This window comes from Arthrobacter sp. S2(2024), assembly GCF_036662515.1.
Taxonomy (GTDB): domain Bacteria; phylum Actinomycetota; class Actinomycetes; order Actinomycetales; family Micrococcaceae; genus Arthrobacter.
Genome location: NZ_JAYKZI010000015.1, coordinates 21,199 through 36,447, shown reverse-complemented (window position 1 = coordinate 36,447; position 15,249 = coordinate 21,199). Strand labels below are relative to the sequence as shown.

The following is a 15,249-nucleotide window of genomic DNA, read 5'->3' as shown; positions in this document are numbered from 1 at the left end:
CCATGAAGAAATCCATTGGCACCGTCGCAGCCGCCGTCGCCGTCGCTGCCGCAGCCGCGCTGTCACTCTCCGCCTGTGGCGGTTCCACCCCCGTCTCCAGCGAAGCAAAGGGCGAGATCAACTACTGGCTGTGGGATGCCAACCAGCTCCCGGCATACCAGCAGTGCGCGAGCGACTTCACCAAGGCAAACCCGAACATCACGGTCAAAATCACCCAGCGCGGCTGGGACGACTACTGGACCACCCTGACCAACGGCTTCGTGTCCGGCACCGCCCCGGACGTCTTCACCGACCACCTGTCCAAGTACCCGGAGTTTGCTTCCAAGAAGCAGTTGCTGGCCCTCGACGATGCCGTAGCCAAAGACGGCGTCAAGCTGGACAGCTACAACAAGGGCCTGGCCGATCTCTGGGTAGGCCAGGACGGCAAGCGCTACGGCCTCCCGAAGGACTGGGACACCATCAGCCTCTTCTACAACAAGGCGATGACCGACTCCGCCGGGATCACCGCCGAGCAGATGGCCAAGCTCGATTGGAACCCCAAGGACGGCGGCAGCTACGAAAAGACCATTGCCCACCTGACCGTGGACAAGAACGGCAAGCGCGGAGACGAAGCCGGCTTCGACAAGAACAATGTGGCCGTCTACGGCTTGGGCTTGGAGTCCTCCGGTTCCGGCCAGGGCCAGACCCAATGGAGCTTCCTCGCAGCCACTACGGGCTGGACCGCTACCGACAAGAACCCGTGGGGCACCAAGTTCAACTACGACGACCCCAAGTTCCAGGAAACCATCGCCTGGTGGGCCGGACTGGCGGACAAGGGCTACATGCCCAAACTCGAAACAACGGTAGGCGCCAGCGTGTCGGACAACTTCGGCGCGGGCAAGGCCGCAATCAATACCAGCGGCTCATGGATGATCGGCCAGTACACCGCCTACAAGGGCATCCAGACCGGAATCGCCCCCACGCCGGTTGGTCCGAGCGGTAAGCGCGCGTCAATGTTCAACGGCCTCGCCGACTCCATCTGGGCAGGCACCAAGAACCCGGCAGCGGCCACCAAGTGGGTCGAGTACCTCGGCTCGTCGGCTTGCCAGGACGTCGTCGCCAACAAGGCTGTTGTGTTCCCGGCGATCAGCACGTCCTCTGACCTGGCCGCCAAGGCGTTCGCGGCCAAGGGTGTTGACGTCTCCGCTTTCACCCAGCAGGTCAAAGACGGGACCACGTTCCTCTTCCCCATCGCGGACAAGGCTGCCAAAGTTGACGGCATCATGAAGCCCGCAATGGACGCAGTACTGAGCGGCAAGAAGCCGGCCAGCTCCCTCTCCGACGCCAACAACCAGGTCAACAACCTCTTCAAGTAACACCAGTCCCCGCCAAGCCAGTCCGGGCGCCGCCGCTTTCACTCCTTTGACGGCGGCGCCCGGACTCTCCACTCCCGCATCACGCGACACACGACTCTCTGAAAGTGAACCAGCCCATGGACCCGCTCCACCTCCGTTCCGCCGGCACAAGCCTGGTGGTCAGTTTCGATAACGGAGAGGCCGAGGTCATCCACTGGGGTGCCGATCTCGGCAGCACCCTCCCGGACCTTGCCATCCTGGGCGAACCCATTCCGCACTCCGCCGTCGACGCCAACGTACCGGCCGCACTCCTCCCGCAGGGCTCCTCCGCGTGGCTGGGCCGCCCGGGCCTGCGCGGCCAGCGAATCGCCGACGGCGTTCCGGGACTGGACTTTTCGCTCCGGCTTCGCGTGGTGGATGTGCAGGCTGACCCTAGCTCCGCCGTCGCCTCCGCAGCGATTGTCCAGAAGGACCCCGACGCCGGAATCACCGTGACGTCCACACTCACCCTTCACCCCGGCGGCCTTCTGGAGCTGCGCCACACCGCGGTCAACGACGGCACGTCCCCCTTCCAGCTCGACGAGCTCGCCACCGTCCTCGCGGTGGGGCCGGACGCCGTCGAACTCCTTGACCTCACCGGGCGCTGGTGCCGCGAACGGCACCCACAGCGCCGGCCCGTGCAGCAAGGGACGTGGGTGCGCACGGGTCGCCACGGCCGCACGGGGCACGATTCCTCGCTGCTTTTCGCGGCGGGCACCGCCGGATTCGGCAACCGCCACGGAAAGGTCTGGGCCACCCACTTGGCGTGGAGCGGCAACCACGAACAATTCGCCGACACCGTGGCCGATGGCCGCACGATGATCGGCGGCTCCGAGCTCCTGGGCCCGGCCGAAGTAGTCCTCCAGCCCGGCGAGGGCTACACCACACCCGCCCTGTTTGCCGCCTACTCGGACCGTGGCCTCGACGGCATCAGCGAAGCGTTCTACAGCTGGTTCCGCTCGCGCCCGCATCACGTCCTTCCCGCGGCTTCCACGGGACTCCCCGCCGGCAAGCCCCGCCCAGTGGTCCTCAACACCTGGGAGGCCGTGTACTTCGACCACAAGCTGGACACCCTGATCGAGCTCGCCGAGTCCGCTGCGGAGCTGGGCGTTGAGCGCTTCGTGCTCGACGACGGGTGGTTCCGCGGGCGCCGCGACGATCACGCAGGCCTGGGCGATTGGTACGTCGACGAAACCCTTTGGCCCGATGGCCTGACACCGCTCATCGAAGCCGTGAACTCCCATGGCATGGAATTCGGGCTCTGGGTGGAACCGGAAATGGTCAACCTGGATTCCGATGTCGCCCGGGCGCACCCCGACTGGATCGTGGGCCCCGCGGCACTCTCCCACAAGGACGGCGGCCGCCTCCCTCTGGAATGGCGGCACCAGCACATCATCGACCTCGTCAACCCGGCGGCCTGGCAGTACGTCTTCGAACGGATCGACGCACTGCTCGGGGAAAACAACATCAAGTACCTCAAATGGGACCAGAACCGGGACCTCGCCGAGCACGGCCATGCGGGCCGTGCGTCCGTGCACGCGCAAACCCTCGCCGCGTACCGGCTCTTCGACGAGCTCCGCAAGGCCCACCCCGGCGTCGAAATCGAAAGCTGCTCCTCGGGCGGGGCCCGGGTGGATCTCGGCATCCTTGAGCGGACCGACCGGATCTGGGGATCGGACTGCAACGACGCCCTCGAGAGGCAGACCATCCAGCGCTGGACCGGCGTAGTGGTTCCGCCGGAACTGGTGGGCGGGCATATCGGCCCCACCACCTCGCACACCACGGCCCGCACGCATGATCTCTCCTTCCGCGCCATCACTGCGCTATTCGGGCATTTCGGCATGGAATGGGATGTCCGCCACGTCCAAGGCGCCGAACGCGAGGAGCTCAAGCGCTTCATCGGCCTGTACAAGGAGCACCGGGGGCTCATCCACAGCGGGCGGATGGTCCGCGCGGACGTTCCCGACGACTCACTGATGTTGCACGGTGTGGTGTCCGACGACGGCGCGTCCGCGCTGTTCGCCGTCGTCAGCACCCGGACGTCGTTCGCCGAACAACCCGGGCGTATCGCTGTTCCGGGCCTCGACCCCGAGCGCTCTTACAGGGTGCACGCCATTTTCCCGGCCCCCGGCGACGCCGACTATGCCCGCACGTTCACCCAGGTGCAACCTCCGGCATGGCTGCCATCCGGGGCTGAGGCAAGCGGGCGCTTCCTTGCGGAGGTGGGGCTTCCCTTGCCGGTCCTGAACCCTGAGCACGCGTTGCTGCTCAGCATTACTGCGGTGTAGCTGCCGTTTGGTGTTTCTTACGCTGTTCGCTGTTTCTTACGCTGTCCGGTGCCGCGGCGCAGCCGGGCAGCGTAAGAAACGCCGGACAGGCTCGGCGCACCGATAGATTGGGAGTCATGACTGAAGCTCCCACCGCCACCGAAGCCGGTCGCGGCACCATCCTCGTCCTCAACGGCCCCAACCTGAACCTGCTGGGCACGCGCGAGCCGGAAAAGTACGGCACGTCCACCTTGGCCGACGTCGAACAGCTCGCCATGGCCGCCGCCGAGGCCAACGGCTTCACGGTGGACTGTGTCCAGTCCAACCACGAGGGCGACCTCCTGGACGCCATCCATGGCGCCCGAGGGACCGCCGTCGGGATCGTCATCAACGCTGGTGCTTACACGCACACGTCCGTGGCACTGCGGGACGCGCTCGCGGCAGTGCAGCTTCCCGCCGTCGAAGTCCACATCACCAATGTGCACCAGCGCGAAGAATTCCGGCACCACTCCTACTTGTCCCCGGTGTGCTCCGCGGTGATCGTCGGCGCAGGAGTCCAGGGCTACAAGCTGGCCATCGACTACCTCGCCACCGCGGTCTAGACCCTCGGACTAAGCATGTCCCTTGGCGGGCGGCCTACTTCTTGGTGCACTGGCCCGACGAGACGGCGTCGCTGAGCGATGGTGCTTGCTGTGCCACCGGAGAGAGCTCGTCCATAGTGAGGGCGTAGCCCACCGCCACATCCGAAGTGGTCTTGGCGAAGACAACGCCGGCAACCTGTCCCTGGGTGGTCAGCAGCGGACCGCCCGAGTTGCCCGGTTGCACGTCTCCCGCCAGCTTGTAGACCTGCTCCGGGGACGGGTTGTTGCCGTAAATGTCCGGGACCAGCAGGGTCGAGATGCCCTCCACCGCGGCCGGCTTGGACTGGAACGGACCACCATGCGGGTAGCCGGCGAAAGCCGCGGGCGAACCGGCCGGAAGATCCGGGCTCAACTGCAGCGGCGCCGTCGGGAGGCCGTCGACGGCGATGACGGCCAGGTCGCGCTGGCTGTCGAAGTAGACCACGCGACCAGGCAACGCACCGCCGTCGGGGATTTCCACTACAGGTTGCGACACTCCGGCCACCACGTGGGCGTTGGTCACCACGCGGCCAGGGGAGACAACAAAGCCGGAGCCTGTCTGGTTCTGGCCGCACTGGTAGGCCGTCCCGGCAATCTTCAGCACAGAGTGGGCCGCATTGTTGAGTGCGGGAGTGTCGGTGCTCGTGTTCGGAACGGGCACCGGAGTAACGGGGCCGATGCCCTCGATGAGCTGCGGAATGCCGTTGCCCATGACCTTGGAACGCAGTTGCGCCACGCTGGCCTTGACCGGTGTGGGCGTCATGGTGTCGATGAAGCGGATCACCTTGGAATCGGCCAGCTGCTGCGAAACGAAGGGCACGCCCAAGGAACCGATGCTGAAAGCCAACATGGACATCACGAGTGCGGCAACAACCAAACTGACGAAACCACCCAGCACGCGGTCAAGTGCGTGCAAAGGCTGGATGCGCAAGGCTTTGCGGACCCTTTGTCCGATCCAGGTACCCAGACCGTGCCCCAAGACAATGAGGACCACGGCCGAGCCGATAATGGCAGTCAGCCTCCAGCCGCTGTCCTTCACCCACTCGCCGACGAGCGGGACCGCGATAAAGGCCGCGGCTGCTCCTACGGCGAAGCCCGCGATTCCTCCAAGCGTCACGAAGAAGCCGTTGCGCAGTCCGTAGATCAGGTAGGAAAGAAGCGTCAAAATCAACGCCAGGTCCAATATGGTCAAGCCGAACACCAAAGCTCCTCACAGCCGGGTAAGCCCCAATTGTAGTTGCACAGACTGACAGCTTCCCTTCGGAAGCAGGCCGTCGTCCAGATCGCGAAGCCCCTGCCGAGCAGGGCATTCCCGGCCGTTTGAGGCGCGGTTTTGGGCCTCTTCCGCGTGATTTAGGGCGTTTCGGCTGCCAAGTACGTCACAGACGCGACAAAATTCTGAAACAATGGCTGAAGCGCCCCAGCCGAACTTTTACTCAGGAGATTTCATGGATATCGAGGTATTGCGCCGCGCACCCCTCTTCGCCACCCTTGACGACGACGCTTTCCGTCTGCTGACGGACGAACTCACAGAGGTGGACCTTTCACGCGGAGCGTCTGTTTTCCGTGAGGGCGATCAGGGTGACCAGCTCTACTTCATCGTGTCCGGCAAGGTTAAGCTCGGCCGCACCTCTCCGGACGGCCGCGAATCCCTGTTGGCCATCCTCGGCCCGGGCGAGCTCTTCGGCGAAATGGCCCTGTTCGATCCCAGCCCGCGCACCGCGACGGCCACGGCCGTTTCCGAAACGCGTCTGGCGGGCCTGAAGAACGAAAGCCTCAACGCCCTGCTGCGCACCCGCCCCGAGGTGTCCGCACAATTGCTCCAAGCACTTGCCCGCCGCTTGCGCCGCACCAACGATTCCCTGTCCGACCTCGTGTTCTCGGACGTCCCGGGCCGTGTCGCCAAGGCCCTCCTGGACCTCGCGGACCGCTTCGGCCGGCCCGCGACCGACGGCGTCCTGGTGGCCCACGAACTCACGCAGGAAGAACTGGCCCAGCTGGTCGGAGCTTCCCGCGAGACGGTCAACAAGGCCCTCGCCGAGTTCGTCCAGCGCGGCTGGCTCCGCCTGGAAGCCCGCGCAGTGGTCATCCTGGACATGCAGCGCCTCCGCCAGCGCTCCCGTTAATTCCTGCGACACAGAAAATGCCTGGTGACCCCGGAATTCCGGAGTCACCAGGCATTTTTCGTGTCGCCAGCGGATTTGGGTATCGTCAGCGTTCCCGCTGCGGCTCCCCTGAAACCGTCCGGGCCGCTTCGACTTCGAGCATGAGCGCGCCATCCTCTTGAACGAGCCGCGGCTGGTACATGTGCGGCTTCCGCTTGTAGCTGAGGTACGCAATGCAACCCTGGGCAGCGGCCATCTTCTCAAGGATGATCTCCGAGCCCGGCACCAGCAATTGGCCCAGTGGCAAGCCAACGGTGTTTTCCTGGCCGATTTCATCCCCAAGCGCAGTGGTCTCGCGCTCGGCCATGAGTTTGGAAACGCACACCCAACGCCCCCAGACACCCTTGCTGGCCAGCAGCGATGGCTGCTGGTTCACGGGAAGAGTGGCGGCGAAGTAGCGGGTATTGAAGCGCCTGTGCGCGAAGTCCGGGCTGAGCCAGTTGACCAGCGGCTTGAGCAAGTCCGTCCGCAGCGACAGGCCGCGCTTGGCCAGGACGTCCGTGAACGACTTGTCCTGGGCCGCCACGGCCTCGCGGGCCTTCATCCACTCGGGAGTGGACGTCGCCTCCACTGTGGAGGACAAGTCGGGGCCGGCCAGCAGCACGCCGGTCTCCTCGAACAGTTCGCGGATGGCGCCCACCACGTGGCGGCGGGCAAGTCCGACGTCGGCGGTCCCCAGCGTCTCAGCCCAATGCTGAGGCGAGGGGCCGAGCCAGCCGAGGGCGTCGTCGTCGCTGGGTTCCAGCGAGCCGCCGGGAAACGCGACAACGCCCAAAGGCGAGGATCCGGGACGGTAACCCATCCACGTTTCCAGGCCGGTCGGCGAATCGCGGAGCAGGACAACAGATGATGCAAAACGCGCGGCGCGGGGGGCCCGTTCGCCGAGCTCAAGCCAATTCCGTGCAGCCCCTTCAAGTTCAGGGGGTAACGCAAACAAGCGTCGGGCTAGTTGTGGCAATGGAGTGAACCGGTTCCTTAGCTGAATTCAGCGATCAACTCGACCTCGACGGGAGAGTCGAGCGGAAGGACTGCAACGCCGACGGCGGAACGCGCGTGCTGCCCTTTGTCGCCGAAGACACGCCCGAGGAGCTCGGATGCACCATTGATGACACCGGGCTGGCCGGTGAAGGAGGTATCGGAGGCCACGAAGCCGACGACCTTCACGATGCGCGTGATGCGGTCGAGGTCCCCGATGACACTCTTGACGGCGGCCAAGGCATTGACGGCGCAGACAGCTGCATACCTCTGCGCGTCTTCCGGAGACACCGTGGGCTCGTCCGAAAGGCCCTCTTCACCGCTGGAGACTTTGCCCGTAGCTTCGAGTTTGCCGTTAATGAAGGGCAGCTGTCCGGAGGTGTAGACGTGGTTGCCGGAGACGATGGCCGGAACATAGGCGGCCACCGGAGCTGCGACGGCCGGAAGGGTCAGTCCCAGTTCTGCAAGGCGCTGCTCGACGGCGGATGCCGGAGCCGTGGAATCCGCGCCAAATGTGGCTTCTGCGGGGGTTGTCATTGTTACTGCTTCTCCCTCTTCAAGTATGCAACAAGTCCGTTTCCGTCGGGTCCGGGAACAACCTGGACGAGCTCCCAGCCGTCCTCTCCCCACTGGTCCAGAATCTGTTTTGTAGCGTGAATGATGAGCGGAATCGTCGCGTACTCCCATTTGGTCATGAAAGAAAGACTAGCCCTTGCCGGTAAAGTGGTGAACATGGTGACTCGTAGGAACCCTCTATTCGACACTGCCACCACTCTTGGAAAGATCCTCGGATTCCTCGGTGTGAGCGCTATTTGTGGTGTCCTGGTGGCGGGCTTGCTCGTTCCCGCGGCCGCCGTTTCGGGCAGTGCGGCGAGTGGGTCCATTCAGTTCTTCGACACGCTGCCGGCGGAGCTTCAGGTGAACCCGCCCAGCCAGGCGACCACCATCCTGGCCGCGGACGGCAGCCAGATCGCCTCGATCTACTCCGAGAACCGCACGCGGGTCTCGCTCGACCAGATGAGCCCTTTCATCAAGGATGCGATCGTCTCGGTTGAGGACAGCCGCTTCTATGAGCACGGCGGCATTGACGCCACCGGCATCATGCGCGCCATCGTGAGCACGGCGCGCGGGCAAAAACAGGGCGCTTCCACCATCACCCAGCAGTACGTGAACAACGTCATTAATGAGTCGCTCGTGTCCCAGAACAAGGGTGCCGACGTCAAGCTCAATGGCGTGAACAAAGGCGTGGGCGACAAACTTCGCGAAATGAAGCTGTCCATCGCTTTGGAGAAGAAGTTCTCCAAGCAGCAGATCCTCGAGGGTTACCTCAACATCGTCTTCTTCAACAAGGACGCCTACGGCATCGAGGCCGCCTCAAGGCTCTTCTTCAGCACCAGCGCCAAGGACCTCACCTTGCCGCAAGCCGCCTTGCTGGCCGGCGTCGTCAACAGCCCGTCCTACTACGACCCGGTGACGAACCCGGACCACGCGAAGCAGCGTCGCGACCTGGTGCTCGGCCTCATGCTGGACCAGGGAAAGATCAAGAAGGCCGACTACGACGCCGCCATCGCGACGCCGGTGACCACCAAGGTGACGCAACCTCGCCAAGGCTGCCCCTACTCCGCCACTGCCGCGTACTTCTGCGACTACGTGCTGCACCTGCTCTACAACAACCCGGCCTACGGCGCGACGATCGACGATCGCGTCAACCGCGTCTCGCGGGGTGGCCTGACCATCCAGACCACACTGGACCCGAAGGCGCAGGCCGTGGCCCAGGCCCAGGTAGATGCTTCCGCCGGCGCTAACCCGGACAAATGGGGCGCTTCCTTGGTGTCGGTCCAGCCGGGCACCGGCAAGATCATCTCGATGGCCCAAAATACCGTCTGGCTGCCAGCCGACGGGAAGTTCCAGGCCGAGCAGAACTTCAACGTAGACAAACTGGATGCCAACGGCAATGACCTCAACGGACTGGGCGGATTCCAGCCCGGTTCAACCATGAAGCCCTTCACTTTTGCCGAATGGTTGAACGAGGGCAAGTCGATGAATACGGTGCTGGATGGCACCGTCCGGCGGTATCCCCAGAATTTCCCGTGGAAGAACACTTGCCCGACTCCGACGGTCGGCTGGTATGACAGCACCAATGGCACCCATGACCTCCAGAACGCCGAGGGTGGATATTACAAGCCCATGACAGTGGTGGATGGTTTGGCCAACTCCATCAACACCATGACATTTGCCACGGCTGCAAGGGTTGACCTGTGTGGCATCCAGAAGATCGTCGATGCTGTTGGCATCCACGGCGGCCTGCCGGACGCCAGCAATCCCAACCCGAAGGTTCCCATGACAACGTTGGGCAACCTGATTGGTTCCACCCAGACCGCGCCACTGACCATGGCCAGCGCCTTCGCCACCTTTGCCAACAATGGCACGTACTGCGAGCCGATCGCCATCACCTCGGTAACCGACCAGACGGGCGCCAAGCTGCCGGCCCAGTCCACGAGCTGCAGGAGCGCGGTCACCCCCGAGGTCGCTCATGGTGTTGCCTACGCCATGCAAGAGGTTCTGAATAAGGGCTCCGGCTCGCTGATCCAGCCTCGAATCTCCACCAAGACCAACTTCCCCATCGCGGGCAAGACCGGAACCAACGACTCCAATGGTTCCACCTGGGTTGCCGGCTACACTTCCGGCCTCGCAACGGCCACGTGGTTCGGCGATCCGTTGGGCAGCCAGAACCGAGCGGGTCAGAACGTCACCATCAATGGCAAGTTCTACCAGGGCATTGACGGTTACATGATCGCTGGTCCGCAGTTCGCCAACTACATGCTCCAGGTTGCTCCCACCTATGGAACCAACCCGTTCCCGGCTCCGCCGTCGAACCTGCTCGACCCGCCCGGGTTCAAGCCTTCGACGCCTAGCACCACCACTCCGGGCAACACTTCTCCGAGCACCCAGCCGAGCAGCAACGGGAACGGCAATGGAAATGGCAACGGAAAGAACAATGGCTAGCGGCTCCAAGCCCGTCATTGAATCGCTGGCAAGCCGCGTCCGAAGCATCGGACGCGGCTTTGCCGTCGCTGCGGGTGCGGGCGCAACCGCTGGCGTGGCAGGCTTCGCTTACGGCCTCTGGGAAAAGAACCAGTTCGTACTCCGCGAGGAGACCGTGCCCATCCTCCCTGAAGGCTCGGCTCCCGTCCGGGTGCTGCACATAAGCGACATCCATTTCGTGCCAAGCCAACGCAAGAAGGCCGAATGGCTGCGTTCTCTCGCCACGCTTGAGCCGGACCTTGTGGTGAACACGGGCGACAATCTCAGCCACCCCCACGCCGTTGTTCCGCTGCTGGACGCATTGCGGCCACTGTTGAAGTTCCCGGGCGTCTTCGTCCCAGGCTCCAACGACTACTACGCCCCGCGGTTCAAGAACCCGGCCACGTATTTCCTCGGCCCGTCCCGCGTCAAGGACAATCCGGTCGAGCTCGATTGGCCGCGCCTGCGCTCGGGTTTCGGGATGTCCGGCTGGATCGACCTCACCAACAGGCACCAGTCCTTGCCCATCAACGGAATCCGCTTCGATTTCTCCGGAGTGGACGACCCCCATCTCAATCGGGAGCGCTACACCGGCTGGCCACGCGGCACCGTCGGACAGGACTCCCGCCCGCACCTGCGCGTAGCCGTTATCCACGCCCCCTACCAACGGGTCCTGGATCACTTCACGAACGACGCCGCGGACCTCATCCTCGCCGGACACACCCACGGCGGCCAGATCTGCATCCCCGGCTACGGCGCCCTGGTTGCCAATTGCGATCTCCCCACGTGGCGCGCCAAAGGCCTGCATGACTGGGAGAACAACGGACGCGCGACGCCGGTCAACGTCTCGGGCGGCATCGGCACCTCGCGCTTCGCCCCGGTCCGGATCGCGTGCAAGCCGGAAGCAGTGCTGCTGACGCTGACGCCCCGTCAATAACCAGCGCCACCAGTTCCGAATACCTCGTATCACGCAACGCAATGGTGCTGTGAATCCTGTTACGCGATGGCATAGGGTAGTTGCTATAGGAAACTACCTCCGTGCGTCGTACGAAAACCCAGGAACGCCGGGACAAAGCTGTTGAGAAGCGGGCATGGCCAAACAGACTTCATTCTTTACCTCCGTCAAACGTCTCTATCCGCACGTTAAACCGATCCTCCCCCGGCTTTTCATGGGGTTGGTCAGCGCGTTGCTGGCCAGCATCATGGCGCTTGCCATCCCCCAGGTGCTGCGGGTCCTGATCAACGGCTCCCTCCACCCTGGTGGTCCTACCGACGCTGTCTGGATTTCCGCCGTCGTGGTTCTGGCACTCGGCATCGCCGAAGCCGGGCTTGTGGCGCTGCGGCGCCAGTTCGTCATCAATCCCGCCACCACCGTGGAATCGAGGATGCGGGTTTCCCTCTACGGGCACCTGCAGGACCTCACCGTTTCCTTCCACGACCGTTGGGGATCAGGGCAACTCCTGTCCCGGGCGATGACGGACTTGAACTTCCTGCGGCGTTGGATGGCGTTCGGCGCGATCATGCTGGTGGTGACCACTTTGACCGTGGTGATCGGCGTCGCGGTGATGTTCGCGATGAGCTGGCAGCTGGCTTTGATCTTCCTGGCCGCCGCGGTGCCCATCATGGTCTATTCCTTCCGCTTCCGCCGCCGCTTCAGCCTGGTGACCCGGCTCAGCCAGGACCAGGCCGGCGACCTCGCCACCACGGTCGAAGAGTCCGTTCACGGCATCCGAGTGCTCAAGGCGTTCGGCCGCAGCCGCGAAGCACTGGAGAACTTCAATGAACAGGCCGAGGAGCTGAGGCAGACCGAGATCGCCAAGGCCAAGCACCAAGCCACCTTCACGCTGGTGGTGACACTGCTGCCCGAGCTGGCGCTCGGCGTCGGGCTGGTGGCGGGCGTCCTGCTCGTCTCCATGGGCCAACTCAGCATCGGTTCCTTGGTTGCCTTCTTCGGCACCGCAGCGGTGGTCGCGGCACCGGTGGAATTCTCGGGGACCCTCCTGGCCATGGCATTGACCGCCAAGACCGCCCTCGATCGCCACTTCGAGGTCATGGACACGCCCAACACCATCACCAGTCCGGCGAACCCCAGGACACCCAAGGAACTGCGCGGGGCCTTGAGCTTCAAGGCCGCCGGTTTCGGTTTCGACGACGGCGCCCGGCTCCTGCACGACGTGACCCTGGACATCAGGCCCGGCGAAACCATGGCGCTCGTGGGCATTACCGGTAGCGGAAAGAGCGCCTTGCTCCAGCTGGTTCCCCGGCTCTATGACGTGAGCGAAGGATCCGTGACCATTGACGGCGTGGATGTCAGAGACTTCAGCGTCGAGCAGCTGAGGACCGTGGTGGCGGTCGCCTTCGAGGACACCACCCTGTTCTCCAGCTCGGTCCGGGACAACGTGCTGCTCGGCGCGCCCGACGCTTCCGAGGAAGCTCTTGAGGAAGCGCTCGACGTCGCGCAGGCGCACTTCGCGTATTCGCTGCCCGACGGCGTCGGGACCCTTATCGGCGAGGAAGGCCTGAGCCTTTCCGGTGGCCAGCGGCAGCGGATCGCGCTCGCCCGGGCCATCGCGGCGAAGCCCAAGGTCCTCGTGCTGGATGATCCCCTGTCGGCCCTGGACGTGAACACGGAGGAACTCGTCGAAGCCAGGCTCCGCGAAGTCCTCCGGGACACCACCACGCTCATCGTCGCGCACAGGCCCTCCACCGTTGCCCTCGCCGACCGCGTGGCGCTGCTCGAAAACGGAAGCATCACCGCCGTCGGGACCCATACGGAACTGTTGGCCAACAACGCCCACTACCGCTACGTGATCGCGAGCCTCGACTCCGGGCCGAAGGACCTCGACCTCGAACTCGACGAACTAGAACACGAGCTGGATTCGGAACAGCACATGGACCAAGCCGGGGAGGGCCGCCGATGAGCACGTTCGGAACCGCCAATGAAGACAACGCCCACCTGAGCCGCAGCGACAGCAAAGCAGTACGACGGCGGTCGGTCGCCTTGCTGGGATCGCTCATCCGCCCGGTGCGGTTGCGGTTCTGGCTGACGCTGGCCATGGTGGTGCTCTCGCAGGCCACACGGGTGGCCGGGCCGGCGATCATCGCTTTCGGCATCGACCACGCACTGCCCTCGCTGCTCGCCGGAAACAACATGCCCGTGGTCCTGGCCGGCGTCCTGTACCTGACAGCGGCCGTCGCAACGGCGATTTTGACCGCCCTCTACGTCACTTCCACGGCGAAACTGAGCCAGTCAATGCTCCTCGACCTGCGGCTGAGGGTCTTCCGGCACACCCAACGGCTCAGCCTGGAGTTCCACGAGAAGTACACCTCGGGCCGGATCATCGCGCGCCAGACCTCGGACCTGGAGGCGTTGCGTGAACTGCTCGATTCGGGCGTCAGCTCGCTGGCTTCCGGGATCCTGTTCATGCTTTTCACGGCATTTACGGTGTTTGCCCTCGACTGGCGCAGCGGGCTACTCATGCTCGCCACGGGCGTGCCTGCGTACTTCCTGGCCCGCTGGTACCAGAAGCACTCGCAGATCGCCTTCCGCGAATCGCGGGTGGTGTCCGCCAGGCTGATTGTGCATTTCGTGGAGACCATGACCGGCATCCGGGCCATCAAGGCATTCCGCAAGGAGCCGGAGAACGCCCAGCGCTATGCCGAACTCTCCGAGGACTACCGCAAAGTCACGGTCCGCTCCATCAACCTCAACGGTGTCTTCCAACCGGGCCTGGTCCTCATCGGCAACGTGTGCGTCGCGGTGGTCCTGCTGTTCGGCGGCTTCCGGGTACTCTCGGGAGAGCTGGCGGTAGGCGTGCTGCTGGCACTGATCCTTTCAACGAAGCGCTTCTTCCAGCCCGTGGACCAGATGGCCATGTTCTACAACTCCTTCCAGAGCGCCCAGGCCGCGCTCGAGAAGGTGTCCGGCCTGCTCGAAGAAGTTCCTACTGTCCGGCCACCCAAGAACCCCGTGCCATTGCCCCATGCGCGCGGCGAAATCGACTTCCGCGGCGTGGAGTTCGGCTACGGCTACGGCAACGGCAAGGTAGTGGTCCCCAAGCTGGACCTTCACATTCCCGCCGGACAGACCATAGCCCTCGTTGGACAGACCGGCGCCGGCAAATCGACCTTTGCCAAGCTGATCGCCCGCTTCTACGACGTCACCGAAGGATCCTTGACCCTCGACGGCGTCGACCTCCGGGAGCTTTCGACGGCGGACCTGCGGCGCGCCGTCGTGATGGTCACCCAGGAAGCCTTCCTCTTTAGCGGCTCCGTGGCGGACAACATCGCCCTGGGGCGGCCCGAGGCTACGCGCGAGGAGATCGAAACCGCGGCGAAGGCCGTTGGCGCGCACGACTTCATCTCCGCGTTGCCTGACGGTTACGACACCGACGTCAACAAGCGTGGCGGCCGGGTCTCCGCCGGGCAACGGCAGCTGATCGGCTTTGCCCGGGCCTTCATTGCGGCCCCGGCAGTACTGATCCTGGACGAAGCGACATCTTCGCTTGATATCCCCTCGGAACGACTGGTGCAGGCCGGCCTGAGCAGCCTGTTGTCCCGTGCGGACTCCGAACGGACCGCGATCATCATCGCCCACCGGCTCTCTACTGTTGAGACAGCGGACCGGGTGCTGGTGGTGCACGAGGGACGCATCGTCGAAGACGGCACGCCGGCCGCGCTCATCGGCGGAGGAGGGCGTTTCGCCCGCTTGCACGGCGCCTGGAAGGACTCGCTGGTCTGAGCCAGTGGTTCCGCAGGCGGGCGTCCTTCGATTTCGCATCCGGGGAGGGATCGGCTATTCTTGAACAGTTGCTTTCGCAGCGGA

12 protein-coding genes are annotated in these 15,249 nt (G+C 64.3%); 8 read left to right on the top strand and 4 right to left on the bottom strand.

All coding sequences use genetic code 11. The annotated features are described in order from the left end of the window. Positions 1 to 2 precede the first annotated feature (2 nt). The 3 genes from VLA65_RS19460 (at position 3) to aroQ (ending at position 4,242) form a co-directional block, all read left to right on the top strand. Complete coding sequence (locus VLA65_RS19460; protein WP_059389486.1) at positions 3 to 1,355, top strand: ABC transporter substrate-binding protein; 1,353 nt, start codon at positions 3 to 5, stop codon at positions 1,353 to 1,355. A 116-nt stretch (positions 1,356 to 1,471) separates the two neighbouring features. Then, the gene (locus VLA65_RS19455) at positions 1,472 to 3,661 is read left to right on the top strand and encodes an alpha-galactosidase (protein ID WP_332603461.1); all 2,190 of its coding nucleotides are present in this window, start codon (positions 1,472 to 1,474) and stop codon (positions 3,659 to 3,661) included. Between the two features lie 116 nt (positions 3,662 to 3,777). Next, a complete protein-coding gene (gene aroQ, locus VLA65_RS19450) occupies positions 3,778 to 4,242 on the top strand; it encodes a type II 3-dehydroquinate dehydratase (RefSeq protein ID WP_059389485.1) in 465 nt (154 codons plus the stop codon). A gap of 34 nt (positions 4,243 to 4,276) precedes the next feature. Here aroQ and VLA65_RS19445 read toward each other — a convergent pair whose 3' ends face one another. After that, entirely contained in the window at positions 4,277 to 5,461 is a 1,185-nt protein-coding gene (locus VLA65_RS19445) for a MarP family serine protease (RefSeq protein WP_284990337.1), read from the bottom strand. Positions 5,462 to 5,708: 247 nt separating this feature from the next. Here VLA65_RS19445 and VLA65_RS19440 point away from each other — a divergent pair, with 247 nt between their 5' ends. Further along, positions 5,709 to 6,386, top strand: a complete 678-nt coding sequence (locus tag VLA65_RS19440; RefSeq protein WP_011775987.1) for a Crp/Fnr family transcriptional regulator — start codon at positions 5,709 to 5,711, stop codon at positions 6,384 to 6,386. A gap of 85 nt (positions 6,387 to 6,471) precedes the next feature. Here VLA65_RS19440 and VLA65_RS19435 read toward each other — a convergent pair whose 3' ends face one another. The 3 genes from VLA65_RS19435 to VLA65_RS19425 are packed head-to-tail and all read right to left on the bottom strand — an operon-like array spanning position 6,472 to position 8,095. After that, on the bottom strand, positions 6,472 to 7,383 hold the full coding sequence (locus VLA65_RS19435; RefSeq protein ID WP_284990336.1) for an NUDIX hydrolase: 912 nt from the start codon (positions 7,381 to 7,383) through the stop codon (positions 6,472 to 6,474). 17 nt (positions 7,384 to 7,400) lie between these two features. Then, positions 7,401 to 7,937, bottom strand: coding sequence for a RidA family protein (locus VLA65_RS19430; RefSeq protein WP_332603443.1), 537 nt, complete (start codon positions 7,935 to 7,937; stop codon positions 7,401 to 7,403). A gap of 2 nt (positions 7,938 to 7,939) precedes the next feature. Further along, positions 7,940 to 8,095: a DUF4177 domain-containing protein gene (locus tag VLA65_RS19425; RefSeq protein ID WP_009359196.1), complete on the bottom strand. Its 156-nt coding sequence runs from the start codon at positions 8,093 to 8,095 to the stop codon at positions 7,940 to 7,942. A 37-nt stretch (positions 8,096 to 8,132) separates the two neighbouring features. Here VLA65_RS19425 and VLA65_RS19420 point away from each other — a divergent pair, with 37 nt between their 5' ends. From VLA65_RS19420 to VLA65_RS19405, 4 genes are all read left to right on the top strand, one after another. Further along, the gene (locus tag VLA65_RS19420; RefSeq protein WP_059389480.1) at positions 8,133 to 10,406 is read left to right on the top strand and encodes a transglycosylase domain-containing protein; all 2,274 of its coding nucleotides are present in this window, start codon (positions 8,133 to 8,135) and stop codon (positions 10,404 to 10,406) included. Then, positions 10,399 to 11,361 carry a metallophosphoesterase gene (locus tag VLA65_RS19415; protein ID WP_332603442.1) on the top strand — a complete coding sequence of 321 codons (963 nt, stop codon included), beginning with the start codon at positions 10,399 to 10,401 and terminating at the stop codon, positions 11,359 to 11,361. Before VLA65_RS19420 ends, VLA65_RS19415 begins: the two co-directional genes overlap by 8 nt. Positions 11,362 to 11,515: 154 nt before the next feature. Continuing rightward, entirely contained in the window at positions 11,516 to 13,345 is a 1,830-nt protein-coding gene (locus tag VLA65_RS19410; RefSeq protein WP_307055851.1) for an ABC transporter ATP-binding protein, read from the top strand. Next, a complete protein-coding gene (locus VLA65_RS19405) occupies positions 13,342 to 15,165 on the top strand; it encodes an ABC transporter ATP-binding protein (protein WP_332603441.1) in 1,824 nt (607 codons plus the stop codon). Before VLA65_RS19410 ends, VLA65_RS19405 begins: the two co-directional genes overlap by 4 nt. The last annotated feature ends 84 nt before the right edge of the window (positions 15,166 to 15,249 follow it).